This window comes from Buttiauxella warmboldiae (assembly GCF_003818135.1).
GTDB lineage: Bacteria > Pseudomonadota > Gammaproteobacteria > Enterobacterales > Enterobacteriaceae > Buttiauxella > Buttiauxella warmboldiae.
Genome location: NZ_RPOH01000028.1, coordinates 1 through 22,809, shown reverse-complemented (window position 1 = coordinate 22,809; position 22,809 = coordinate 1). Strand labels below are relative to the sequence as shown.

The window sequence follows — 22,809 nt, the reverse complement described above, 5'->3', positions numbered from 1 at the left end:
GTGCAGCGGGACATGAACTGAAACCTCATAAGCGATAGTGCGAGAGTCAGACTGAAAATTATCTCAATACTCAAGGTGGTTTGGCAACCGATTATATTCCCCAGCCTTCTTATGAAGAAGAAAAGGCACCAATCGGGGTTGTCGGTCACAGGACTTGAGCAACCAGCCTCTCGAAACGGTACACCTTGTAAGCTAATTCCTCTCTGCCGTCAAACACCTGGGCTGCGTTTCGACGAAAAACCCTGTGAGAAGAGAAGAAAAAGCTACCCGGCGGGGATCACCCGGGGGGTAATAAATACCACTAATTCCCGACGTTGCTGATTCTTGGCATCATGCCTGAACAGGCCGCCCAGCAGGGGTATTGCCCCCAGAACAGGGACGCTATCACGGCTGCCTTTGCGGTGCTGCTGGAAAATGCCCCCCAGGGCGAGAGTTTCACCATCTTTTACAGCGACCACCGTTTCTATCTCTTGCTTATCTATCGCCAGAACTTCGCCATCCGCTTGCTGAATGCTGCGCCCGGGCATATTTTGGCTGATGCGCAGCTTTAAGCGAATATTGCCATGCGCCTGGATTGTTGGCGTCACCTCCATCCCCAAAACCGCCTCTTTAAACTGGATGGCGGTCGCTCCGCGCTCGCCGCTGGCAACCTGATAAGGGATCTCCGTGCCTTGTTTAATGCTGGCAGGCTGCTGATGGGCCGCCATCAGGCGAGGGCTGGCGATAATTTCCAGCTGCTGCTGTTGCTCCAGGGCTGATAGCTCAAACTCCAGGATGCGGCCATCAATGCGGGCAATGTTGAAACCGAGCTTTGTTGTCGCGTTGCCGACTGAGAGAGCGGCTGAAATCCCGCTGGGTTGATAGCGTTTTCCTTGAGCCGTTTGTTCCGCAGCCGACCATTTCACGCCGAGCTCACGCAGCTTATCCTGATTAATCGTCACAATATGAGCCGAAATTTCGACTTGTCCAATCGGCCAATCCATCTGAGCGATCCACTCCGCGATCTGTTTTAGCACCCTCTTGTTATCGCGAACAATCAGCCGATTGGTGCGCTTATCTATGGTGATATTCCCCTGCGCACTCAGCAGCTTATTGCCCCCCGATGTTAATGATGTGGACAGCGCTTCAACATCCGCGTGACGCGGCGTAAAAACCTGATACAGCAGAGGTTGATCGAGTGCCTGTTGATTACGCTGTTCAGCCGCTAACGCCCGCTGCTCACGCAGCCGGGCCTTTGGGAATATCTGTATCACATTGCCTTCCCGCTGCTGGCTAAGTTCGGCACTGTTTAGTATCAGCTGGAAAGCCTGTTTCCAGGGCACGTTAACCAGGTTAAGTGACAGCACGCCCTCCACGCCCGGCGCGACCATCAGATTTACATTCTGGTTCTCAGCCAGGGTCTGTAAAACCTGAGTGACCGGTACATCATCGAGCACCAGTGAAATCTCGTTATCTGCCTGACTGGCGAGGGGAAGAAACAGCGCCAGCAGCAGTATTCGCATCCTTAGCATAGAGGTCTCTTTTTATTTCCCAACGGTAGTAGGGGGGTTGGCAGGCAGGGTTAATCTTCGCCACTACGAACCCTGCCCCCACATTCTCAATATGCACAGCCTGGAAAAGCTCGCTATCAGCCCTGACTCTCTGCCAGCTTCCCTGTGGGCTAAGCATCAGAGCGATGTTCGCCGTCGGCGAGCTCATCACTCCTCTTAATACCCAGCTCGTCAGCTGCGCGGTGAGCTTTTCACAAGGCGAAATTTGCTGTTGAAACGGGTTGGCAGGCATCCCCTTCACAGTCGAAATCACCATCAGTAAGCCCCAACACAGGCTACGATTCATCGGCAAACTCCAGAGTCAGCAAAAGATTAAGTCGCTCCCCCTGGGCGGTGATAGTAAAAGAGAGGTCAGACACCACGCGGTATGCGCCTAACCTGGCAAACAGACCCGGCAGCACCTCCCAGGGAACCACCATTTGCAGAGTTCCTTGCTTATCACCAGGCTGCCATTTCAGCAGCTGTCCGTTGGATTGTCTGACAAACTCAGCCACGGAAAATACCTGAGGAGCAGAAGGCTGTACCGGCAACGGGTATCGGGGGATGGCACGGATTTTTCGGCGCCATTCTGCAACTTGCCGCTCCGCCTGCTCACCGCTGGCTGCTAGCTGCGGCAGCTGTGAAAACGGCGGCTCAATCAGGACCTGCCAGGCGGCAAGCATGACCACACCGATAACGGCAACCAGTGACGCCACGCGCCGCCACAGCGGGCCACTCAACCAGCGCTCAATGACCCCGTCCATCCACTCCCTCAGCAAGCGTTAAGGTGAAAACAAAACCAAATCCACCCCGTGTTTCCTGCTGCACCGATCCCGTCTGAACCCTGGCAACCCCAGCAAGCCGGGCAAGCTCCTTTTCCAGCCGCTGTACGTCCTGCAGTAAATTAACGTGCCCTTTAACAACAAATTGTCTTTTGTGCAGGGCCAGAGAAGAGAGCCATGAACCACCGGGCATGACGCTTGCGAGCTGGATCAAGCGAGATTCCCAGAGCTGAATTGCCTGTTGCTGCACATCCCGAAGCTGCTGTAGGGCCAGCCATTTTTTGTGCTGCTCCTGCAAAACCAGCCGCTGCTGGTGCAGGCGCTGCAAAGCAGATTGCACATTGGCCAGATAGCCGTTTTGGGCCTGCTGCTGGCGAATATCCGGGAGCAAAAATAGCCGCACCATGGTCGCCAGTAGCGGAACCAGCACCAAAACCAGGCCAAAGAGCCCTACCCAACGATATACGCGCTGTTGCCGCTGTGATTGACGCCACGGCAGTAAATTAAGCAGGCGCATCATCCGGCTACCCTGCCGATAGCCAGCGCTACCGCGACCACAAACTCCCCACCATGCTGCGGTAAGGGTGGCTGTAAGCGGGAAAATACCCGCCAGATATCCAGGGGGAAAACGTTCAGCGGAACGGATACGGGCGGTACACAGCTGAGCGCGACAAACTCGGGTTCACTATTAAGTTGCTGACACAAATCGGAAAGCGTCGGCACCGCTTTAGCATCAAACCATCCCCACCGCGCTAAAGGTTCAGTCGAAGCCCAGAGCCAGTGGCAACGTTCGCAATGGGCCAGATATTGATATTTTTCGAGACGGCACGGGGCGATAAGCGCAGGTAATGCGCTGGCATCAGGGGTTATCGTTGCCGGAAAGAGCCTGACTGCCGCCAGGTGTTTGAGCAACGCCGCTACATCTGTCTTACGCGCAGCCACGATCAAAGGTGGGTCAGTCACCTCCTGTGACGGTAAATAATCCCAACACAGCTGTGATGGCGTCATTTGCAGCTGGCGGGCGGTTGCCGAGGCGATATAAGCCTCGCTTGCCGGTTCAGACAGACGTTTATCGGGTGCGGCAACCGAACGTTGTAATGTTCTCTGACAGGGAAAAGAGACCCGCAGCTGATGACGCAAAGGTAGCTCTTTTCGCCAGCCCGCCAGTACCTTAGTGAAGGCTTCAGCATTGATTAACAAACCGTCGCCGAAGGTTCCTTCCGGTAAGGGCAGCCGCCACCAGCGCCGAAGCTGCCACCCTTGCCGCTGGCGCACAACCGCGACAATACGAATACTTTCATGCTGAATATCCATGCCAATTTGCCAGCTGGTGAATACCATTTGTTACGACCTCCTTATCGCCGTTACGGAAAATGCCATACCAATGCCACTGGCTTGCCTTTATACTACTGCGCGATTGTTTATAAACTGCCCAATGGAAACGTAATGGGAAATTTAAGGTGAAGTTCGTAAAGTATTTATTAGTGCTGGCAGTATGTTGCATCCTGCTGGGAGCAGGCTCGATCTTCGGGCTTTACAAATTTATTGAGCCGCAGCTGCCTGATGTCGCCACGCTGAAAGACGTGCGGCTGCAGATCCCAATGCAGGTTTATACCGCTGATGGTGAGTTAATCGCGCAATACGGTGAAAAACGCCGCATCCCGGTGACGCTCGACCAGATTCCCCCGGTCATGGTCAAAGCGTTCATTGCCACTGAAGACAGCCGTTTTTACGAGCACCACGGTGTTGATCCGGTTGGGATCTTCCGTGCCGCAAGCGTAGCGCTGTTCTCCGGCCATGCCTCGCAAGGTGCAAGCACCATCACGCAACAGCTGGCACGTAACTTCTTCCTGAGCCCTGAACGCACGCTGACGCGCAAGATAAAAGAAGTATTCCTGGCGATTCGTATTGAGCAGTTATTTACCAAAGACGAAATCCTCGAGCTGTACCTCAACAAGATTTATCTCGGCTACCGCGCCTATGGCGTGGGCGCCGCAGCCCAGGTCTATTTTGGTAAGTCGGTGGAGCAACTAACGCTTAGCGAAATGGCGGTGATTGCCGGTTTGCCAAAAGCGCCGTCAACATTCAACCCGCTTTACTCAATGGACCGGGCTACGTCCCGTCGTAATGTCGTGCTGTCGCGTATGTTGAGTGAAAGCTACATTACCCAGACGCAGTATGACGAAGCGCGTAATCAGCCGATTGATGCGAACTACCACGCGCCGGAAATTGCGTTCTCTGCCCCTTATCTCTCTGAACTGGTGCGCCAGGATATGGTCGCCAAATACGATGAGAAGGCTTACGAGGATGGGTACAAAGTTTACACCACCATTACCCGAAAAACGCAGCAAGCCGCACAGCAGGCCGTACGTAACAACGTTATGGCTTATGACATGCGCCACGGTTATCGCGGCCCGTCAAATGTGTTGTGGAAAATCGGCGAAACGCCGTGGGACAAAACTAAGATTGTCGATTCATTGAAGAACCTGCCCGTCTACGGCCCGCTTTTCCCGGCGGTAGTGACCCAGGCTGCGCCCAATGAAGCCACCGCCTTGCTGGCTGATGGCAGCGCCGTTTCCCTTAACATGGAAGGCATGCGCTGGGCGCGCCCTTATCGTTCAGATACTGCCCAAGGCCCAACCCCGCGTAAAGTGACCGATGTGGTGCTGGCGGGGCAGCAAATTTGGGTGCGAAAAGTAGAAGACAGCTGGTGGCTTGGACAAGTCCCGGACGTCAACTCCGCGCTGGTGTCTATCAATCCGCATAACGGTGCCGTAGTGGCGTTAGTGGGCGGCTTCGACTTCAACCAGAGCAAGTTCAACCGTGCCACCCAGGCCCTACGCCAGGTGGGCTCGAACATCAAACCATTCCTTTATACCGCCGCCATGGATAAAGGCCTGACGCTGGCGAGCGTGCTGAATGATGTGCCAATTTCCCGCTGGGATGCGGGTGCCGGCTCAGACTGGCGCCCGAAAAACTCACCGCCGGAATATGCCGGGCCAATCAGATTGCGTCAGGGCCTTGGCCAGTCGAAAAACGTGGTAATGGTGCGGGCAATGCGCGCGATGGGCGTTGATTATGCGGCAGAATATCTGCAGCGTTTCGGCTTCCCGGCGCAAAATATTGTACATACCGAGTCGCTGGCGCTTGGCTCCGCATCCTTCACCCCAATGCAGGTGGCTCGCGGCTACTCGGTGATGGCTAACGGCGGCTTCCTGGTCGATCCTTACTATATCTCGAAAATTGAGAATGAAATCGGCGGCACCCTCTTTGAAGCAAAACCGAAAGTCGCTTGTCCGAACTGCGATATTCCCGTGATTTATGGAGAAACGCAGAAGTCTGACGTTCTGGAAAATAAGGATGTTGAAGACGTTGCGCAATCCCAGGAAACGCAACATGTCAGCGTTCCAATGCCGAAGCTCGAACAGGCGAACAGCGAACTGGTTGCCCAAAGCAGCCCGCCGGAGTACGCACCGCACGTCATCAATACCCCGCTGGCGTTTCTGATTAAGAGCGCGCTTAACTCGAATATTTACGGTGAACCGGGCTGGCAAGGTACCGGCTGGCGCGCTGGTCGTGACCTGAAACGTAACGATATCGGCGGGAAAACAGGAACCACCAACAGCTCGAAAGACGCATGGTTCTCAGGCTACGGTCCAGGAGTGGTGACCTCTGTGTGGATTGGTTTTGACGATCACCGTCGCAACCTGGGCCGCACATCCGCATCAGGGGTTATCAAAGACCAGATTTCTGGCTACGAAGGCGGGGCGAAGAGCGCTCAACCTGCATGGGATGAGTTTATGCAAGCCGCGCTGGAAGGTGTGCCGGAAGAGCCGTTAACGCCGCCTCCGGGCATTGTCACCGTGAACATTGACCGTTACAGCGGTCAACTGGCAAATGGTGGCAGCAGCCGTGCTGAATTCTTTATTGAAGGAACCCAACCTACGCAGCAGGCGGTGCATGAAGTGGGCACCACGTTAATGGATAACGGCGAAAGCCACGAACTGTTCTAAGCGCCTGATAAAGCCCGTTTCACCCTGAAACGGGCTTTAAGAATACGTTACAAACGCCCCTGCCCTTTCAGCCATTCACGCACCAGGAAAAGCGCGCTCACATTGCGCGCCTCGCTAAAATCTTCCTCATCTAGCAGAGCAAGCATCGATTCCAGCGGCCAGCGCACCTGCGGCAGCTCTTCAGGCTCGTCGCCTTCCAGGGATTCCGGGTAGAGATCCTCAGCAATGACGATATTCATTTTGCTGGAGAAATAAGAGGGGGCCATGGTGAGCTTTTTCAGGAAGGTCAGTTGCTTCGCGCCGAAGCCCACTTCCTCTTTCAGTTCACGATTCGCCGCTTCAAAAACCGTCTCACCGGGGTCGATTAACCCTTTGGCAAAACCAAGCTCATAAGATTCCGTACCCACCGCGTATTCGCGAATCAAAATCAAATGGTTATCGACGACAGGGACTATCATTACCGCTTCGCGAGCAGACGGACGCATACGTTCATAAACCCGGCGCACACCGTTGCTGAACTCCAGGTCCACCGTTTCAACATTAAACAGCCGTGAACGCGCTACGGTTTCCACATGTAAAATGGTCGGTTTTTGTAATGGTTTACTCATCGTGGCTGGGCTAACAGTGAATGCAGGTGCATCATTGTGCGTTATGCCACATCGCTCACGCAATGGAGATTGGCATTATTTACATTTTTGCAACTTTAGGTATTTTCTCTGTCGTTATTACCTGGTCTGAGGGAATAAATGAAATAGGAATTTGCTGATATTTCCCGTAAAGTCGCTTTGCTAACATTATGTTACAGCAGGCGCTAGCGATAAAAATACCTCAAGATTGAGCTCTGGCCTGCCGATAATTTTTTATGCCCGCATGCTATAACGGGTGCAACTTGCTACGTTTTAATCAGAAAACGAGTGTTTGATGGGGAAGGCATGAGCACCTTATTACTTCTTTTAGCTGCTATGCTGGCCTGCATCTTAATTGCGGGGTGGCTCATCTGGCGCAGCCTGCGATTACGCACTCGAGTTTCACAAGCCCAGTCCTTTAGCGGTGCCAGCGCGCGTAAATTAACCGCTGATGAGCGTGCCGCAGTTGAAAACTATATTGAATCATTAGATCGCACCCAGGATATCGTGGGGCCTTCTGGCGCCAGTGCGGCACCCGCAAAGCTGGTGCTGAATTCACTAAGCAACACCGCGCTTTCTCTTACGCGTGCCATCACCCGCTATGGCTTATCCACTGACGATCCCAATAAATGGCGCTATTACCTTGATTCAGTAGAGGTTCATCTTCCGCCATTCTGGGAGCAGTACATTACTAACGATAACCACGTTGAATTGGTGCGTACTGAAACCATGCCGTTGGTTATCTCCCTCAACGGCCACACGCTTAGCGACTACAGCAGCGAGAATCGCGGCTTCGCTCTGGAACAAAACCCGCATACTCAGGCGTCGATTCGCGGTGAAGAGAGCGAACAGATAGAGCTTCTTAACATCCGCCAGGAAACGCCCGAAGAGTACGCCCTAAGCCGCCCCGACGGCCTGCGTGAAGCGATACTGATTTGCGTGGCTTTTATCATGCTGTTTTTATGCCTGGTGACGCCGCCGATTGTTTTACCGTGGCTGGTGGGCGGTGCCTTTATGCTGCTGGCGGCAAGCCTGTGGGGCTTATTTGCCCCTCCGGCAAAAAATGCGCTGCGCGAAGTCCACTGCTTGCGCGGCACCCCTAAGCGTTGGGGGCTTTTTGGCGAGTCAAATCAGGATCAGATTAACAATATTTCATTAGGGATTATTGACCTGATCTACCCGAGCCACTGGCAGCCGTATGTGGCTCAGGATCTTGGGCAGAAAACCGATATTGATATCTACCTCGACAGGCATGTCATTCGTCAGGGGCGCTTCCTGTCGCTGCATGACGAGGTGCGAAACTTTCCCGTTCAGCACTGGGTTCGTAATCTGGTGATTGCCGTCGGAAGCCTCGCCGTGCTGCTGATGCTGACGATTTGGGTGCCGCTGGAAATGCCCCTGAAACTGAGCATGTCATGGCTGAAAGGGGCGCAAACCATCGAAGCCAGGACCGTTGCGGACCTCGACAGAACAGCGCTTCGCGTGGGCGATACCCTGATGGTGAACGGCACCGGCATGTGTAACATTCACTCGCCGAGCAATTACACCAACCGTCAAGCGTATCCGTTTACCCCATTCGACTGTTCGCAGATTGTCTGGAATAGCGCACAGGCGCTGCCGCTGCCGGAATCCGATATTATGGATAAAGCTATCGCGCTGACGCAGGCCGTCAGTGGACAAATTCATCCGCAGCCCAGCGACGATTCAAAGGTAAACCCGCAGCTCCGTAGCGCCATTCAAAAATCAGGCATGGTGTTACTGGATGATTTCGCCGGAATCGTGCTGAAAACGCAGGCGCTCTGTACCGCCGAAGATGAGTGCGTGCGGCTGAAAAATGCGCTGGTAAACCTTGGAAACACGAAAGATTGGGATGCACTCACCAGGAAGGCGGATGCGGGAAAACTCACTGGTGTCAATGTCTTGCTGCGTCCAGTCAGCGCGGAATCGCTGGATAACCTGGTCACCACTTCTACAGCGCCGTTCTTTATTCGCGAAACCGCTCGCGCGGCACAGGCGCTCAACAGCCCGGCACCTGCCGGATATGTGATTATTAACGATGAAGGTAGCGACCTGGTAGACCAGCCATTACCGCCGGTTCCGCTGTACGACATTCCACCACAGGAACAATGGCGCGAATTCCAGCGGCTGGCTGGTATGCTGCTCAAAACGCCGTTCCGCGCTGAAGGCATTATTACCGGTATCCATCAGGATGCAAACGGCACGCAGCACATCACGCTGCATAAAATTCCCGATAGCAGCAGTCTGTGGCGTTATATCAGCACCACGTTGTTGCTGATCGCTATGCTTGCCTGTCTGCTCATTAATGGCGTGCTGGCGATTCGCCGCTATCGCCGCAACCGCAGTCGCCTCGCGCAAATTCAGCAGTACTACGACAGCTGTATCAATCCATCGTTAACCGCCATCACTGCGGTACGCCCGCTGTTCTGAACCTTACGCGGCAGGTTGTGCTAACCTGTCGCGCAGTCTCCTCTAATCAGGCCCGAACCTATGCATATTGATATTGCCTGGCAGGATGTCGATACCGTCCTGCTCGATATGGACGGCACGCTGCTGGACCTCGCGTTCGATAACCACTTCTGGCAAAAGCTGGTGCCAGAAACCGTCAGCGAGCGAAGAAATATTCCCCTGAATGAAGCCCATCAGCTGATCGCCCGCGAATATCACGCCGTGCAACATACGCTAAACTGGTACTGTCTGGATTACTGGAGTGAGCGTCTGGGGCTGGATATTTGCGCCATGACCACGGCTCAGGGGCCAAACGCGCTGCTACGTGAAGATAGCGTTCCGTTGCTTGAGGCGCTGAAAGCCTGTGGCAAGCGCCGTATTTTACTGACCAACGCGCATCCGCATAACCTGGCGGTCAAACTAGAACATACCGGTTTAGCCCAGCACCTTGATTTATTACTTTCCACCCACACATTTGGTTATCCGAAAGAAGACAGGCGGTTGTGGCAAGCCGTTACCGAACATACCGGGCTGGAACCCGCCAGAACGCTATTTATTGACGATAGCGAACCGATTCTGGACTCCGCCGCGAAGTTTGGCATTCGCTATTGTCTGGGCGTGAGCAATCCCGATTCAGGCGAGGCCGATAAAACCTGGCTGCGCTATCCGGCGCTGAACGACTATCGTCAACTGCTCCCGAAGCTAATGTTTAAGGAGGCATGATGAAAGAAAAATCATCTGAAGGCGTACGCCTCGACAAATGGCTGTGGGCCGCGCGTTTTTATAAAACGCGTGCCGTTGCCCGGGAAATGGTGGAAGGCGGCAAGGTGCATTACAACGGGCAGCGCAGCAAGCCGAGTAAAATCGTGGAGCTTAATGCCATGTTGACGCTGCGTCAGGGCAATGACGAGAAGACCGTCAAAGTGCTGGCGGTGACCGAACAGCGACGCCCCGCCACCGATGCCACACAGCTTTATGAAGAGACCGCGGAAAGTATCGCTAAGCGGGAGAAAGTGGCGCTGGCGCGCAAAATGAATGCGCTGACCATGCCCCACCCCGACCGTCGCCCTGATAAAAAAGAGCGACGCGACTTAATGAAATTTAAACACGGTGGCAACGAATAGCTGCCATCTGAATGAGAGAAAATTATGGCTCAACACGACCAACTGCACCGTTATTTGTTTGAGAACTTCGCCGTGCGCGGTGAACTGGTCACCGTTTCCGAGACCTGGAAACAGATCATGGAAAACCATAGCTACCCGACGCCGGTGAAAACTATTCTCGGTGAATTGCTGGTGGCAACCAGCCTGCTGACCGCCACCCTCAAGTTTGATGGTGACATTACCGTTCAATTACAGGGGGATGGCCCAATGAGCCTCGCCGTGATTAACGGTAATAACAACCAGCAAATGCGCGGCGTAGCGCGTTTTAAAGGCGACATTCCTGCCGATGCAGATCTGAAGGCGCTGGTGGGCAATGGTTACCTGGTGATTACCATCACCCCGGCCGAAGGCGAACGTTATCAGGGTGTAGTTGGGCTGGAAGGCGATACGCTGGCGGCCTGTCTGGAAGATTACTTCTTACGTTCCGAACAGTTGCCAACGCGCCTGTTTATTCGCACCGGCGATGTTGAAGGCCAGCCAGCCGCAGGCGGCATGCTGCTGCAGGTTCTGCCAGCACAAGATGCGCAGGCCGATGATTTCAATCACCTGGCGGCATTAACGGAAACCATCAAGGCTGAAGAGCTGCTGACCCTACCGGCGAATGATGTGCTGTGGCGTTTGTATCACGAAGAAGAAGTGACCCTTTACGATCCGCAAAACGTCGAATTTAAGTGCACCTGTTCCCGCGAGCGCTGTGCCGATGCGCTAAGAACGCTGCCGGATGAAGAAGTGAACAGCATCATTGCCGAGGAAGGCGAAATCGACATGAATTGCGATTATTGCGGCAATCACTACGTGTTCAACTCCATGGACATCGCAGAAATCCGCAACAATTCCTCTCCAGCCGATCCGCAGGTTCACTGATTTCCCCGGGCCCTTCCGGTTGATGGAGGGGCCAATCTTTGCGCTGGCTCACACCTCGTCCGTTAATCGCACTGTTTTATAGCATATTCAGCCTATTCTCCCTGCCGGCTCACCATTTCCTGCCATACTCTCCCCCCGTTGTGGCTAGCTTCACAGCGTTTTCCGCCAGATGGATTTGGGTGGATGCTCAAATCTATGATTGGTGTCGCGGTTAACCACAGATAAACACCCCTACAATCTCAGGCAGTAGAAATTGGCTAAGGAGCAGTGAAATGCGAGTTAAAGGCATAACCCCGCAAGATCTCAAGGCTTATGGCATTCATGACGCAAGCGAAGTGATTTACAACCCCGATTACGACACCTTGTATCGCGAAGAGCTTAACCCCGACCTGGAAGGTTTTGAGCGCGGCGTAGAAACAAATCTCGGCGCCATTGCTGTTGATACCGGCATTTTTACCGGCCGTTCCCCGAAAGATAAGTACATCGTGCGCGATGACACCACCCGCGATACGCTGTGGTGGGCCGACAACGGCAAAGGTAAAAACGACAATAAACCGCTCAGCGAAGAGACCTGGCAGCATCTGAAAGGCCTCGTCACCAGGCAGCTCTCAGGTAAGCGTCTGTTTATCATTGATGCATTCTGCGGTGCGAATGCGGACACCCGCCTCTCGGTACGTTTTATTACCGAAGTGGCCTGGCAGGCTCATTTCGTTAAGAACATGTTTATCCGCCCCACGGAAGAAGAGCTGGCCACCTTCGAAGCTGACTTTGTGGTGATGAATGGCGCGAAATGCACCAATCCGCAGTGGAAAGAGCAGGGGCTGAACTCCGAAAACTTCATCGCTTTTAACCTCACCGAACGCGTGCAGTTAATTGGCGGCACCTGGTACGGTGGCGAAATGAAGAAAGGGATGTTCTCTATCATGAACTATCTGCTGCCGCTCAAAGGCATTGCTTCCATGCACTGCTCGGCGAACGTTGGCGAGAAAGGCGATGTGGCGGTGTTCTTTGGCCTGTCCGGCACCGGCAAGACCACGCTTTCCACCGATCCGAAACGCCGCCTGATTGGCGATGACGAACACGGCTGGGACGATGATGGCGTCTTCAATTTCGAAGGCGGCTGCTATGCAAAAACCATTCGTCTGTCCAAAGAAGCCGAACCGGAAATTTATCATGCGATTCGCCGGGACGCGCTGCTGGAAAACGTGACGGTACGCGCCGATGGCTCTATCGACTTTGACGACGGTTCAAAAACCGAAAACACCCGTGTTTCCTACCCGATTTACCATATCGAGAACATCGTCAAACCCGTTTCTAAAGCGGGCCACGCCAATAAAGTTATCTTCCTGACCGCCGATGCTTTTGGTGTTCTCCCACCGGTTTCACGTTTGACGGCTAACCAAACTCAGTACCACTTCCTGTCTGGTTTTACCGCCAAACTTGCCGGGACTGAGCGTGGCGTCACTGAACCAACGCCAACCTTCTCTGCCTGTTTCGGTGCGGCATTCCTCTCTCTGCACCCGACACAATACGCAGAAGTGCTGGTGAAACGTATGCAGGCCGCTGGCGCGCAGGCCTATCTGGTTAACACCGGCTGGAACGGTACCGGCAAGCGTATCTCCATTAAAGACACGCGCGCGATTATTGATGCCATTCTCAATGGTTCTCTGGACGATACCGAAACCTTCACGCTGCCGATCTTTGGGCTTGCGGTTCCAACCACGCTGGCAGGCGTTGATGACCATATTCTGGACCCGCGTAACACTTACGCGTCCCCGGAGCAGTGGCAAGAAAAATCACAACAGTTGGCTAAGTTGTTTATCGAAAACTTCGAAAAGTACACCGACACCCCGGCAGGGGCTGCACTGGTGAGCGCTGGGCCACAAATCTAATTCGCCCATGCGATAAATATCTCGTTGAAAAGCAACGCAAAGGCCCTCAGAAGTGACGAGGGCCTTTTTTTATGCTCTCTCGCTAAGAGGTTGGGTGGCCTTCTTCATCGGTACCGGTAAATAAGCCCGTATCCGCAAGCCGCCCCGCTCGCTAACGCCGATATCCAGCAGGCCGTTATGGTTGTCGATGATGCGCTGCACAATCGCCAGCCCCAGTCCGGTACCGCTGGTGCTACGCGCGCTGTCGCCGCGCACGAAAGGCTGGAACAGATGTTTTAGCTGCCCAGGTTTAATCCCCGGACCATCATCTTCCACCTGGAACCAGGCGCGGTTTAACTCACCGCCGCTGCTGACCTTAATCCAGCCGTTGCCATAACGCGCCGCATTCACCACCATATTGGCGGCGGCACGTTTAATCGATAGCGGATGAATATTGACCAGTAGCTCAGTGGCCTGCAGATTGGTGTCAATTTTACGCTCATAGCCACTTTCCGCAGCCACCACTTCCCCCAGCACGCTATTGAGATCGGTAATTTCCAGCGGCATCTCTTGCCCGGTACGCAGATAATCGATGAACTGCTCAATTATCGCATTACACTCTTCGATATCTTTGTTTATCGATTCAGCCAGATAGCCATCTTCTTCGCTCATCATCTCGGTTGCCAGACGTATACGCGTGAGCGGCGTACGCAAATCGTGGCTCACCCCCGCCATCAATAACGTACGGTCATCGGCCAGCTGCTTCACCCCCGCCGCCATATGGTTAAACGCACGCGTGACCGAGCGCACCTCTGACGCGCCATACTCACGCAACGGCGGTGGAATAATGCCCTTACCGACCTGCAAAGCGGCGTGTTCGAGGTCAACCAGCGGCCGATTCTGGATGCGAATAAACAACCAGGCGCCGCCAATCGCCAGCAGCATAATGGCGAGCGTATAGCGGAACAGCGGCGAGAAATCGCCCTGGTGAATTTCAGTCAGCGGAACGCGAACCCAGATATTTGGCGATAGCCACGTTTTCAGCCAGACCACCGGCGAGCTTTTGTTCACCTCAACCCGAACTTCGGTTGGGCCCCCCAATTGCTGCGCCATTTGATGGCTAAGAAATTCGTAATGCTGCGCCCAGCGCAAGCCCGCGTCTTCCGCCGCTTCATTGGAATAGAGCGAAATGCCCAATTCACGGTAAATTTCACGCCGAAATGCAGGCGGCACCACCAGCTGCGTGCCGTCCTCCAGCTGCAGTTTATCGGTCATCAGCATACGAACCTCGTAGGCCAGCACCTTATTAAACTGCTGCAGGCTCGGCAGAATAGCGAAGTTCAGCACCACCAGGTAGGTCGTCACCAGGCTGACGAACAGCAGGGTGGCGATCAATAACAGCGTGCGGGCAAACGAGCTTCTGGGGGAGAAGCGGACTCGCTTCATGCCTTAGAACCGTCCGGCACGAATACGTAGCCCAGCCCCCATACGGTCTGGATATAGCGTGGATGCGCAGGATCTTCTTCGACCATGCGCCGCAGACGAGAAATCTGTACGTCGATTGAGCGCTCCATCGCGCTGTATTCACGACCGCGCGCCAGGTTCATCAGCTTATCGCGTGATAGTGGTTCACGCGGGTGGCTCACCAGCGCTTTCAGTACCGCGAACTCGCCGCTGGTTAATGGCATCGGCTCATCCTCACGGAACATCTCGCGGGTACCGAGATTGAGCTTAAACTTACCAAATGCAATCACCGCCTCTTCCTGCGAAGGCGCTCCCGGCAGCTCATTGGCCTGGCGGCGCAGAACGGCACGGATACGCGCCAGCAGTTCACGCGGGTTAAACGGTTTTGGAATGTAGTCATCAGCACCAATTTCCAGCCCCACGATACGGTCAACCTCTTCGCCTTTCGCGGTAACCATAATGATCGGCATGGGGTTGCTTTGGCTGCGCAGACGGCGGCAGATAGACAGGCCATCTTCACCCGGCAACATCAAATCAAGCACCATCAGGTGGAAGGACTCACGGGTTAACAGGCGATCCATCTGTTCTGCGTTAGCCACGCTACGGACCTGGAAGCCTTGCTCGGTGAGATAACGTTCCAGCAGCGCACGCAGACGCATATCGTCATCCACAACCAGAATCTTATAATTTTCTTGCATTTTTCTACTCCCAAAGGCACGAACAGTGAGTGCGTATTCTTCAAAAACTGGGGCGTTACGACCAGTCAAATCTGGTATATATTCTAGTCGAAATTGTTACAAAGCATATTAAACAGATGGTTATAGGTACTTTTTAACACAGAATAATGACTGACTTCGCAAATCAGCAGGATTGCCATTACCCTGATATTTCGGTTTAAATCACCTACATTGCTGCATCCATTCAAGGCTTGATGATGAAAACGCCATTAATTACCCGCGAAGGCTACGAAAAGCTTAAACAAGAAAAGGACACCTTGTGGCGTGAAGAGCGCCCGGAGGTAACAAAAAAGGTCACCTGGGCGGCAAGCCTTGGCGATCGCAGCGAAAATGCCGACTACCAGTACAACAAAAAACGGCTGCGAGAAATAGATCGCAGAGTGCGTTATCTGACGAAATGTCTCGAACAATTAAAGATCGTCGACTATTCACCGCAGCAAGAGGGCAAAGTGTTCTTTGGTGCGTGGGTGGAGATTGAAAACGATGACGGAAACCAGCTGCGCTTTCGCATCGTCGGCTATGACGAAATTTTCGGCCGCAAAGATTACATCTCAATCGACTCACCGATGGCCCGCGCCCTGCTGAAAAAAGAGGTGGGGGATCTGGCCATCGTGCAGACGCCTGGCGGTGAAGCGCAGTGGTACATCAATGAAATCGAGTATGTGAAATAGCCCACAGGCCAGCAACAGAAGAGTCCGATTCATCCGCTCCCGGGCGCTGTGGCTGGCATTTTCACCCTTCAATCCGTATAACTACACCCTGAAATTCCGACTGACACAGATGAAAAAGCCATGATGAATGATTCACTCTGCCGCATTATTGCCGGCGAGCTAAAGGCCCGAAATGAACAGGTTGATGCCGCCGTTCGCCTGCTCGATGAAGGGAATACCGTACCGTTTATTGCACGCTATCGTAAGGAAGTCACCGGCGGTCTGGATGATACGCAACTGCGTCAGCTAGAAACCCGTCTGGGCTATCTGCGCGAATTAGAAGATCGTCGTCAGACGATCCTCAAATCGATTGCCGAACAAGGTAAATTGAGTGACGAGCTCGCCGCGGCCATCAGCGGCACGCTGAGCAAAACCGAGCTTGAAGACCTCTATTTACCGTACAAACAGAAGCGCCGTACGCGCGGCCAGATTGCTATCGAAGCCGGTCTGGAACCGCTTGCCGAACTGCTGTGGAACGAACCTTCCCACGCGCCTGAGGAAGAAGCGGCGCGTTTCGTTGACGCCGACAAAGGCGTTGCCGACACCAAAGCGGCGCTCGATGGCGCCCGTTATATTCTGATGGAGCGTTTCGCGGAAGATGCGGCGCTGCTGGCGAAAGTACGCCACTATTTATGGAAGAACGCGCACCTGGTTGCCAGGGTTGTTAGCGGTAAAGAAGAGGAAGGCGCAAAGTTCCGTGATTATTTCGACCACCACGAACCGATCGCCACCGTCCCTTCTCACCGCGCCCTCGCCATGTTCCGTGGCCGCAACGAAGGTATTTTACAGCTCGCGCTGAATGCCGATCCGCAGCACGACGAGCCGCCGCGTGAAAGCTACTGCGAACAGCTGATTATCGACCATCTCGGTTTACGCCTCAATAACGCACCGGCAGACGCCTGGCGCCGTGCCGTAGTGAGCTGGACCTGGCGCATCAAAGTGCTGATGCACCTCGAAACCGAGCTGATGGGCACCGTGCGCGAACGCGCCGAAGACGAAGCGATTAACGTTTTCGCCCGTAACCTGCATGACCTGCTGATGGCGGCACCTGCTGGCCTGCGCGCGACCATGGGCCTCGATCCTGGCCTGCGTACCGGCGTGAAGGTAGCGGTGGTTGATGCCACTGGCAAACTGGTTGCTACCGATACGATTTACCCACACACCGGGCAAGCAGCAAAAGCCGCCGTCGCGGTGGCCGCGCTGTGCGAAAAACACAACGTTGAGCTGGTTGCGATTGGCAACGGGACGGCATCCCGTGAAACCGAGCGCTTCTTCCTTGATGTGCAGCAGCAATTCCCGCAGGTCACCGCGCAAAAAGTGATTGTCAGCGAAGCGGGCGCTTCCGTCTATTCGGCATCCGAGCTGGCCGCGCTGGAATTCCCGGATCTGGATGTCTCCATTCGTGGCGCCGTCTCTATCGCCCGTCGCCTGCAAGACCCGCTGGCGGAGCTGGTGAAGATCGACCCGAAATCTATCGGCGTCGGCCAGTATCAGCACGACGTTAGCCAGTCACAGCTGGCGAAAAAACTGGATGCGGTAGTCGAAGACTGCGTAAACGCCGTGGGCGTGGATCTGAATACCGCCTCGGTGCCGTTGCTGACTCGCGTAGCGGGTTTAACGCGTATGATGGCGCAGAATATCGTCAACTGGCGTGATGAGAACGGCCGTTTCCAGAATCGCCTGCAGTTGCTGAAAGTCAGCCGTTTAGGGCCGAAAGCTTTTGAGCAGTGTGCGGGCTTTTTACGTATTAACCATGGCGATAACCCGCTGGATGCGTCCACCGTTCACCCGGAAGCGTACCCGATTGTTGAGCGCATTCTGGCGGCAACCGAACAGGCCTTGCAGGATTTGATGGGCAACGGCGAAGCGCTACGGGGCCTGAAGGCAAGCGAATTTACCGACGAGCGTTTTGGTGTGCCAACGGTAACCGACATCCTTAAAGAGCTGGAAAAACCCGGCCGCGACCCACGCCCGGAATTCAAAACCGCGAAATTTGCCGATGGCGTTGAAACCATGAATGACCTGCAGCCGGGTATGGTGCTGGAAGGAGCGGTCACCAACGTCACCAACTTCGGTGCCTTTGTGGATATCGGCGTACATCAGGATGGCCTGGTCCACATTTCTTCACTTTCCGACAGGTTCATCGACGATCCCCATAAAGTGGTGAAAGCCGGTGATATCGTCAAAGTAAAAGTGATGGAAGTGGATCTGGCGCGCAAACGTATTGCGCTAACCATGCGCCTGGATGAGCAACCAGGCGAGTCCAACCGTCGTGGCAGCGCACCGCGTGAACAAACTGAACGCCGCCCGGCCCAGCAGCAAAAACCGCGTGGCCGTGAAAACGCCAGCAGTAGCGCAGGCAACAGCGCAATGAGTGACGCACTGGCAGCGGCATTAGGTAAGAAGCGCTAATCTTTGATGAACCATTCCCCCTCTCCCACTCAATGGCGAGAGGGGGGATTTCCCTGACTCCAGATCCAGCACAATTTGTTTATTTTCACCAGGCATGGTCTAAATAACATTTCGTTATCACCCTAACCAATTCATCCCAATGAGAATAAGTTTGCGGCAGATCAATTTCCGCAGCCATTTAAAAACGCCACTAATATTTATCAAATACGTAACAGATGAAATATCTCGACAACATTAACGGAGATTAAATAATATTTTTATCATTTTAAAATAATCACAACCTGCTGTTATTTATATTGTTTGATACAAACAAGCCTTCAAATACCTGACGAATGAATAAGTAAAAGCCCGCAGAAAAATAAACCAAAACCAATTATGCGGCGCAAAAATAAATATTGAAGACAGAAACCATTCTCATTATCATTGATTTGTTCGTTATTTCTCCTCAATGCCTAACGATATTTTAAATACCTGAGCCAGGCTCTAAGTAGGTCCTATGCGATTCTTGCCAAGTAGTGCGTGGAAAATTACCGGCTTTGCCAGTGAAATTAGCCCGTCATACCGTCAAAAATTATTATCACTCGGTATGTTGCCCGGATCTTCGTTCAGCGTTGTACGCGTCGCCCCTTTAGGCGATCCCATTCATATTGAAACGCGTCGCGTAAGCCTGGTGCTGCGTAAAAAAGATCTCGAATTAGTGCACATTGAAGCCATTGCCTGACCGGCGGGGTGAGCGCTCGCGCTCGTTGCTATTTTCTTTAAGTTCAAGAATAAAATGAAAAAATTAACCATTGGCTTAATCGGTAACCCTAACTCGGGGAAAACGACCCTCTTCAACCAGCTCACCGGCTCGCGCCAACGGGTGGGTAACTGGGCGGGCGTTACCGTAGAACGTAAAGAGGGTCAGTTTTCAACGCTTTCGCACCAGGTCACTCTGGTTGACCTGCCGGGCACCTACTCGCTGACCACCATTTCATCGCAAACCTCTCTCGATGAGCAAATCGCCTGCCATTACATTCTGAGCGGTGACGCCGACCTGCTGATTAACGTTGTCGATGCCTCCAATCTCGAACGAAACCTCTATTTAACATTGCAGCTGCTTGAACTGGGGATCCCCTGCGTGGTCGCGCTTAACATGCTCGACATCGCCGAGAAGCAGGATATTCGCATTGATATCGATGCCCTTGCCGCCCGTTTAGGCTGCCCGGTAGTGCCTTTGGTGTCGACCCGTGGCCGTGGAATGGAGGGCCTGAAGCTGGCCATCGACCGCCGTCAGCCCAATGCGCATACCGATTTAGTGCTCTATCTGCCGAAATTACTGGCAGAAGCGGACAAACTGGCAGCAGACATGCCTGCCGATCTGGCTGCGCAGCAGCGCCGTTGGCTGGCGCTACAAATGCTCGAAGGCGATATCTATAGCCGTGAATATGCCGGTCACGCCGCAGAGCAACTGGATGAGGTTCGTGCGCAGCTGGCAGCGGAAAATGAAGATCCGGCACTATTGATTGCCGATGCACGTTACCAGACTATCGCCGCAATCTGTGATTCCATCAGCAACAGCCTGACGGCTGAACCGCACCGTTTAACGGCCATGATGGATAAAATTATCCTCAACCGCTTCCTCGGCCTGCCTGTTTTCCTGCTGGTGATGTATGTGATGTTCCTGCTGGCGATTAACATCGGCGGCGCATTACAGCCCATTTTCGACGGTGGTTCTGCGGCCATCTTTATCCACGGTATTCAGTGGATTGGCGCCACCCTGCACTTCCCGAGCTGGCTGACCATTTTCCTGGCTCAGGGGATCGGCGGCGGGATCAACACCGTGCTGCCGCTGGTACCGCAAATCGGCATGATGTACCTGTTCCTGTCCTTCCTTGAAGACTCCGGCTACATGGCTCGCGCGGCATTTGTAATGGACCGCCTGATGCAGTCTCTTGGCCTGCCGGGGAAATCATTCGTACCGCTGATCGTCGGCTTCGGTTGTAACGTGCCGTCAGTGATGGGCGCGCGTACTCTTGATGCACCGCGTGAACGCCTGATGACTATCATGATGGCGCCGTTTATGTCCTGCGGCGCGCGTCTGGCGATTTTTGCGGTATTTGCCGCAGCCTTCTTTGGCCAGCAGGGCGCGCTGGTGGTCTTTTCGCTCTACATTCTCGGCATCGTGATGGCGATCCTCACCGGCCTGATGCTTAAACACACCATCATGCGCGGCGAAGCCACGCCGTTTGTGATGGAGCTGCCGGTCTATCACGTTCCGCATCTGAAAAGCCTGCTGCTGCAAACCTGGCAGCGCCTGAAAGGTTTCGTGCTGCGCGCCGGTAAAGTTATCGTTATCGTCAGTATTTTCATCGGCGCGCTCAACAGCTTCTCGTTTAGCGGCAAAGAAGTGGACAACATTAACGACTCTGCGCTGGCGTCGGTTAGCCGCGTGCTGACCCCGCTGTTGCAGCCGATTGGGGTTCACGAAGACAACTGGCAAGCAACGGTTGGCCTGTTTACCGGGGCAATGGCGAAAGAGGTGGTGGTAGGGACACTCAATACCCTCTACACCGCTGAAGATATGCATGAAGAGCCGTTTGATGCAGCAAGCTTCAGCCTGACCGATGAATTAGGTGCCGCCGCAGGCGAAACCTGGCAGAGTCTGAAAGACACCTTCAGCCTGAGCGTGCTGGCTAACCCCATCGAGGCCAGCAAAGGCGACGGTGAAATGGCCAGCGGTGCGATGGGCGTGATGAGCAGCAAATTCGGCAGCGCCGCTGCGGCCTACAGCTATCTGATTTTCGTTCTGCTTTACATCCCCTGCATTTCAGTAATGGGTGCCGTGGCGCGTGAGTCAAGCCGTGGCTGGATGATGTTCTCGGTGCTGTGGGGACTCAATATCGCTTACTCGCTTGCCACGCTTTACTACCAGAGCGTGACATTTAGCGCCCATCCGCAATACAGCCTGGTCTGTATCCTGGCGGTGGTGTTATTCAATGTGCTGTTGATAAGCGGCCTGCGTCGGGCGCGTAGCCGGGTGGATGTCAGCCTGGTGTCTACCCGTAAAACGGTCGCCGCGGCGTGCTGTAAAAGCGCCGCTGGCGATTGCCACTAAGGAGCGCAGATGGCGAGTTTAATTGAGATCCGCGATGCGCTGGCGCTGCAAGGCCGCCTGGATGCGATACAGATCAGCCAACAGCTCGCCACGCCGTTGCCGCTGGTGAACGCCATGCTCGGCCGTCTTGAAGCGATGGGCAAAGCGATACGCATTACCGAAGATCCCAGTGACTGCCTGACCGGCAGCTGTAAAAGCTGCCCGGAAGGAAAGAAATGTATTCGGGAAGTGTGGGCGCTGAAGGCATGAACCTGAAGTGGCGGGACCCGGTCCCGCCATTTTTATTTTACCCAGTGTGCCTTATATCCCCGTCCTTCAGGGCGGGGATATAAGGCACGGTTTTCTACCTAACCTGGTGTTTGCTGTTGCTCAATGTATTGCCGGATGATGGATATTGGCGCACCGCCGCAACTACTGGCAAAGTAGCCCGGAGTCCACAGAACGCCTTTGTAGTAATACCGAGCCGCAATATCAGGGCGGTCACGACGAAGCAATCGACTGGACACCCCTTTAAGACTGTTAACCAAACTGGATACCGCTAATTCTGGCGGGTAGTTGACCAACAAATGAATGTGATCACCTTCTCCATCCATCTCAACCAGTTCAACATCAAAATCAGCACATACACTGGCAAAGTAACTGCGTAACTTCTCGATAGCATCCTGATCAAATACTCGGCGTCGATACTTGGCAACAAATACCAGGTGAACATGCATCAGGAATGTGCAATGTCTTCCTCGACGAATATCAATTTCTTTTGTCATAGGCCAAAAATATCATCTTCCATATGAAACGACTACAAGCCTTCAAATTCCAGTTAAGACCTAATGGTCAGCAAGAGCGCGATATGCGGCGCTTCGCTGGGGCTTGTCGCTTTGTTTTTAATCGCTCACTTGCGTTTCAGAATGAAAATCATGAGGCCGGTAACAAATACCTTTCTTATGCACAAATGACAGCATGGCTGGTTGAGTGGAAAAAAGAACCTGAAACTCAATGGTTGAAAGAAGCACCATCTCAGCCTTTGCAGCAGGCGTTAAAAGACCTTGAGCGCGGCTATAAAAACTTCTTTCAGAAA

Annotated in this window: 21 protein-coding genes; 12 read left to right on the top strand and 9 right to left on the bottom strand. The window is 53.8% G+C overall.

The annotated features are described in order from the left end of the window. Nucleotides 1–263 precede the first annotated feature (263 nt). The 5 genes from pilQ to EHN07_RS08265 are packed head-to-tail and all read right to left on the bottom strand — an operon-like array spanning nt 264 to nt 3,652. Complete coding sequence (gene pilQ, locus EHN07_RS08285) at nt 264–1,511, bottom strand: type IV pilus secretin PilQ (RefSeq protein ID WP_124023704.1); 1,248 nt, start codon at nt 1,509–1,511, stop codon at nt 264–266. Further along, nucleotides 1,450–1,836 carry a HofP DNA utilization family protein gene (locus tag EHN07_RS08280; protein WP_124023703.1) on the bottom strand — a complete coding sequence of 129 codons (387 nt, stop codon included), beginning with the start codon at nt 1,834–1,836 and terminating at the stop codon, nt 1,450–1,452. Before EHN07_RS08280 ends, pilQ begins: the two co-directional genes overlap by 62 nt. After that, entirely contained in the window at nt 1,826–2,293 is a 468-nt protein-coding gene (locus EHN07_RS08275; RefSeq protein WP_124023702.1) for a HofO family protein, read from the bottom strand. Before EHN07_RS08275 ends, EHN07_RS08280 begins: the two co-directional genes overlap by 11 nt. Beyond that, nucleotides 2,277–2,831, bottom strand: a complete 555-nt coding sequence (locus EHN07_RS08270) for a PilN domain-containing protein (RefSeq protein WP_124023701.1) — start codon at nt 2,829–2,831, stop codon at nt 2,277–2,279. Before EHN07_RS08270 ends, EHN07_RS08275 begins: the two co-directional genes overlap by 17 nt. Beyond that, nucleotides 2,828–3,652, bottom strand: a complete 825-nt coding sequence (locus EHN07_RS08265; protein WP_167467297.1) for a type IV pilus biogenesis protein PilM — start codon at nt 3,650–3,652, stop codon at nt 2,828–2,830. Before EHN07_RS08265 ends, EHN07_RS08270 begins: the two co-directional genes overlap by 4 nt. Before the next feature lie 119 nt (nt 3,653–3,771). Here EHN07_RS08265 and mrcA point away from each other — a divergent pair, with 119 nt between their 5' ends. Then, entirely contained in the window at nt 3,772–6,324 is a 2,553-nt protein-coding gene (gene mrcA / locus EHN07_RS08260; protein WP_124023699.1) for a peptidoglycan glycosyltransferase/peptidoglycan DD-transpeptidase MrcA, read from the top strand. 47 nt (nt 6,325–6,371) lie between these two features. Here the strand turns inward: mrcA and nudE are convergent, their stop codons facing one another. Beyond that, complete coding sequence (gene nudE, locus EHN07_RS08255; RefSeq protein WP_124023698.1) at nt 6,372–6,932, bottom strand: ADP compounds hydrolase NudE; 561 nt, start codon at nt 6,930–6,932, stop codon at nt 6,372–6,374. 324 nt (nt 6,933–7,256) lie between these two features. Between nudE and EHN07_RS08250 the strand changes: the two genes are divergently transcribed. The 5 genes from EHN07_RS08250 (at nt 7,257) to pckA (ending at nt 13,335) form a co-directional block, all read left to right on the top strand. Then, nucleotides 7,257–9,398 (top strand): intracellular growth attenuator family protein, encoded by a 2,142-nt coding sequence (locus tag EHN07_RS08250; RefSeq protein WP_124023697.1) that lies wholly within the window; start codon nt 7,257–7,259, stop codon nt 9,396–9,398. A gap of 60 nt (nt 9,399–9,458) precedes the next feature. Then, on the top strand, nt 9,459–10,139 hold the full coding sequence (gene yrfG, locus EHN07_RS08245) for a GMP/IMP nucleotidase (RefSeq protein WP_124023696.1): 681 nt from the start codon (nt 9,459–9,461) through the stop codon (nt 10,137–10,139). Next, complete coding sequence (gene hslR, locus EHN07_RS08240; protein WP_124023720.1) at nt 10,139–10,540, top strand: ribosome-associated heat shock protein Hsp15; 402 nt, start codon at nt 10,139–10,141, stop codon at nt 10,538–10,540. Before yrfG ends, hslR begins: the two co-directional genes overlap by 1 nt. Nucleotides 10,541–10,564: 24 nt before the next feature. Further along, nucleotides 10,565–11,443, top strand: a complete 879-nt coding sequence (gene hslO / locus EHN07_RS08235) for an Hsp33 family molecular chaperone HslO (RefSeq protein WP_124023695.1) — start codon at nt 10,565–10,567, stop codon at nt 11,441–11,443. Between the two features lie 272 nt (nt 11,444–11,715). Then, nucleotides 11,716–13,335, top strand: coding sequence for a phosphoenolpyruvate carboxykinase (ATP) (gene pckA / locus EHN07_RS08230; protein ID WP_124023694.1), 1,620 nt, complete (start codon nt 11,716–11,718; stop codon nt 13,333–13,335). Nucleotides 13,336–13,404: 69 nt separating this feature from the next. Here the strand turns inward: pckA and envZ are convergent, their stop codons facing one another. After that, nucleotides 13,405–14,760: a two-component system sensor histidine kinase EnvZ gene (envZ, locus tag EHN07_RS08225; protein WP_124023693.1), complete on the bottom strand. Its 1,356-nt coding sequence runs from the start codon at nt 14,758–14,760 to the stop codon at nt 13,405–13,407. Further along, on the bottom strand, nt 14,757–15,476 hold the full coding sequence (gene ompR / locus EHN07_RS08220; protein ID WP_001157751.1) for an osmolarity response regulator transcription factor OmpR: 720 nt from the start codon (nt 15,474–15,476) through the stop codon (nt 14,757–14,759). Before ompR ends, envZ begins: the two co-directional genes overlap by 4 nt. A 236-nt stretch (nt 15,477–15,712) precedes the next feature. On the opposite strand from ompR, the gene greB reads away from it, so the two are divergent. The 5 genes from greB to feoC all read left to right on the top strand — a co-directional run bounded on the left by greB (nt 15,713) and on the right by feoC (nt 21,983). Then, the gene (gene greB / locus EHN07_RS08215) at nt 15,713–16,186 is read left to right on the top strand and encodes a transcription elongation factor GreB (protein WP_124023692.1); all 474 of its coding nucleotides are present in this window, start codon (nt 15,713–15,715) and stop codon (nt 16,184–16,186) included. 120 nt (nt 16,187–16,306) lie between these two features. Further along, a complete protein-coding gene (locus EHN07_RS08210; RefSeq protein WP_124023691.1) occupies nt 16,307–18,637 on the top strand; it encodes a Tex family protein in 2,331 nt (776 codons plus the stop codon). A gap of 496 nt (nt 18,638–19,133) precedes the next feature. Continuing rightward, nucleotides 19,134–19,358, top strand: coding sequence for a ferrous iron transporter A (feoA, locus tag EHN07_RS08205; RefSeq protein ID WP_124023690.1), 225 nt, complete (start codon nt 19,134–19,136; stop codon nt 19,356–19,358). Between the two features lie 54 nt (nt 19,359–19,412). After that, the gene (gene feoB, locus EHN07_RS08200; RefSeq protein ID WP_124023689.1) at nt 19,413–21,734 is read left to right on the top strand and encodes a Fe(2+) transporter permease subunit FeoB; all 2,322 of its coding nucleotides are present in this window, start codon (nt 19,413–19,415) and stop codon (nt 21,732–21,734) included. Nucleotides 21,735–21,743: 9 nt separating this feature from the next. Further along, nucleotides 21,744–21,983, top strand: coding sequence for a [Fe-S]-dependent transcriptional repressor FeoC (gene feoC / locus EHN07_RS08195; protein ID WP_124023688.1), 240 nt, complete (start codon nt 21,744–21,746; stop codon nt 21,981–21,983). 98 nt (nt 21,984–22,081) lie between these two features. On the opposite strand, the gene tnpA is transcribed toward feoC, so the two are convergent. After that, entirely contained in the window at nt 22,082–22,498 is a 417-nt protein-coding gene (tnpA, locus tag EHN07_RS08190; protein WP_124023687.1) for an IS200/IS605 family transposase, read from the bottom strand. A 23-nt stretch (nt 22,499–22,521) separates the two neighbouring features. Here tnpA and EHN07_RS08185 point away from each other — a divergent pair. Next, on the top strand, nt 22,522–22,809 hold a 288-nt coding region (locus tag EHN07_RS08185), incomplete at its 3' end, for a helix-turn-helix domain-containing protein (RefSeq protein WP_148085465.1).

Coding starts and splice junctions, on each gene's coding strand:
- pckA (WP_124023694.1), top strand. CDS start 11,716: ATGCGAGTTAAAGGCATAACCCCGCAAGATCTCAAGGCTTATGGCATT.
- hslO (WP_124023695.1), top strand. CDS start 10,565: ATGGCTCAACACGACCAACTGCACCGTTATTTGTTTGAGAACTTCGCC.
- envZ (WP_124023693.1), bottom strand. CDS start 14,760: ATGAAGCGAGTCCGCTTCTCCCCCAGAAGCTCGTTTGCCCGCACGCTG.
- EHN07_RS08210 (WP_124023691.1), top strand. CDS start 16,307: ATGATGAATGATTCACTCTGCCGCATTATTGCCGGCGAGCTAAAGGCC.
- yrfG (WP_124023696.1), top strand. CDS start 9,459: ATGCATATTGATATTGCCTGGCAGGATGTCGATACCGTCCTGCTCGAT.
- EHN07_RS08265 (WP_167467297.1), bottom strand. CDS start 3,652: ATGGTATTCACCAGCTGGCAAATTGGCATGGATATTCAGCATGAAAGT.
- feoB (WP_124023689.1), top strand. CDS start 19,413: ATGAAAAAATTAACCATTGGCTTAATCGGTAACCCTAACTCGGGGAAA.
- feoC (WP_124023688.1), top strand. CDS start 21,744: ATGGCGAGTTTAATTGAGATCCGCGATGCGCTGGCGCTGCAAGGCCGC.
- nudE (WP_124023698.1), bottom strand. CDS start 6,932: ATGAGTAAACCATTACAAAAACCGACCATTTTACATGTGGAAACCGTA.
- feoA (WP_124023690.1), top strand. CDS start 19,134: ATGCGATTCTTGCCAAGTAGTGCGTGGAAAATTACCGGCTTTGCCAGT.
- EHN07_RS08270 (WP_124023701.1), bottom strand. CDS start 2,831: ATGATGCGCCTGCTTAATTTACTGCCGTGGCGTCAATCACAGCGGCAA.
- EHN07_RS08275 (WP_124023702.1), bottom strand. CDS start 2,293: ATGGACGGGGTCATTGAGCGCTGGTTGAGTGGCCCGCTGTGGCGGCGC.
- pilQ (WP_124023704.1), bottom strand. CDS start 1,511: ATGCTAAGGATGCGAATACTGCTGCTGGCGCTGTTTCTTCCCCTCGCC.
- ompR (WP_001157751.1), bottom strand. CDS start 15,476: ATGCAAGAAAATTATAAGATTCTGGTTGTGGATGACGATATGCGTCTG.
- EHN07_RS08280 (WP_124023703.1), bottom strand. CDS start 1,836: ATGAATCGTAGCCTGTGTTGGGGCTTACTGATGGTGATTTCGACTGTG.
- EHN07_RS08250 (WP_124023697.1), top strand. CDS start 7,257: ATGAGCACCTTATTACTTCTTTTAGCTGCTATGCTGGCCTGCATCTTA.
- tnpA (WP_124023687.1), bottom strand. CDS start 22,498: ATGACAAAAGAAATTGATATTCGTCGAGGAAGACATTGCACATTCCTG.
- hslR (WP_124023720.1), top strand. CDS start 10,139: ATGAAAGAAAAATCATCTGAAGGCGTACGCCTCGACAAATGGCTGTGG.
- greB (WP_124023692.1), top strand. CDS start 15,713: ATGAAAACGCCATTAATTACCCGCGAAGGCTACGAAAAGCTTAAACAA.